General features: G+C 47.1%; 1 protein-coding gene. It reads right to left on the reverse strand.

Annotated elements, in window-relative coordinates; all coding sequences use genetic code 11:
* Positions 1-965 (reverse strand): reverse transcriptase domain-containing protein (locus tag ACTRWI_RS22470; RefSeq protein WP_499133910.1); only part of this gene is annotated, 965 nt, incomplete at its 3' end.
* Between the last annotated feature and the right edge of the window lie 159 nt (positions 966-1,124).

Below are 1,124 nucleotides of genomic sequence, written 5' to 3' on the forward strand. Positions count from 1 at the left end.
TGGTTGAACCCAAGGAAGTCAAAACCGTCGTTGATGTGAGTAATGTGCGTTTTCTCTTCGGATAACGTTAAACCTCGTACCGCTAAGAAGTCAGCAATCAATGGTTTGATATCGTTCTCCAACACTTCCTTTGAAGCGCAGGTGACGACGAAATCGTCGGCATATCCAATAAAGTTAGCTCTTGCGCCTTTCTTAAGCGCGGTAGACTTAATGCGCTGTTCGAGACCCGATAACGTCATCAGCATCAAGGTGGGGGATATAATCCCGCCTTGAGGCGTACCTTCGTCGGTGTCGTAAAACAGCCCTTTGTCTACAAAGCCTGACTTTAGCCATTGCTCCAACATCCGTTTATCGATGGCGATGTTATCCATCAGCCACTGATGCCCGATTTTGTCGAAACAGGCTTTGATGTCCCCTTCAAGAACCCATTGTGCTGACCGTTTCTGACCCAAACAGATAAAACACTGGCCGATTGCGTCAGCCGTGCTGCGATTTGGTCTAAAGCCATAACTATTGGGGTCGGCAAGCATTTCGGACACGGGTTCTAACGCTAGAAGATGGAGAGCTTGTTGGGATCTATCAATCATGCATGGAATACCCAGTGGTCTGAGCTTACCGTTCTTTTTGGGGATGTAGATACGCTTGAGTGGTTTCGCTTGATAAGCTTTCCGACTCAGTTGATTTACTGCTTTCATACGACGCGTGTCTGTGTTCCAGACAGCGCCGTCTATTCCAGGCGTTTTACTGCCTTTATTTTGAGAGACTCGCTTAACAGCAAGAAGTTTTGCTGAGCGAGAGTGAGTCAGTATCCACTGCAATGCTTTTGCTTTGCCGTGCTTACCGTCTCTAGTTGCCTTTGCGATACGCATTTGAAGCTTTAAGACGTTCGCCTCTACGGCCTTCCAGTTAATGGATTGCCACTGTGCACTGTCAGAAGATGCACTAATCTCATTCGAAATCATCATTTGCTTTTCTTCCTTAATAAAGTTCTTCAAACTCTCTCGCAACGAGAGACCAGTTGGAAGTGGGCTCACTTTCGTGACCAGACACAAGTCTGTATCTGCATCGTTACAATGCAGCCTTTGCTTTTTCCAACCTCCTCTACCCGCATCACTATCGGCCAC

The organism is Pseudoalteromonas sp. G5_S1_14_S5, assembly GCF_054968605.1.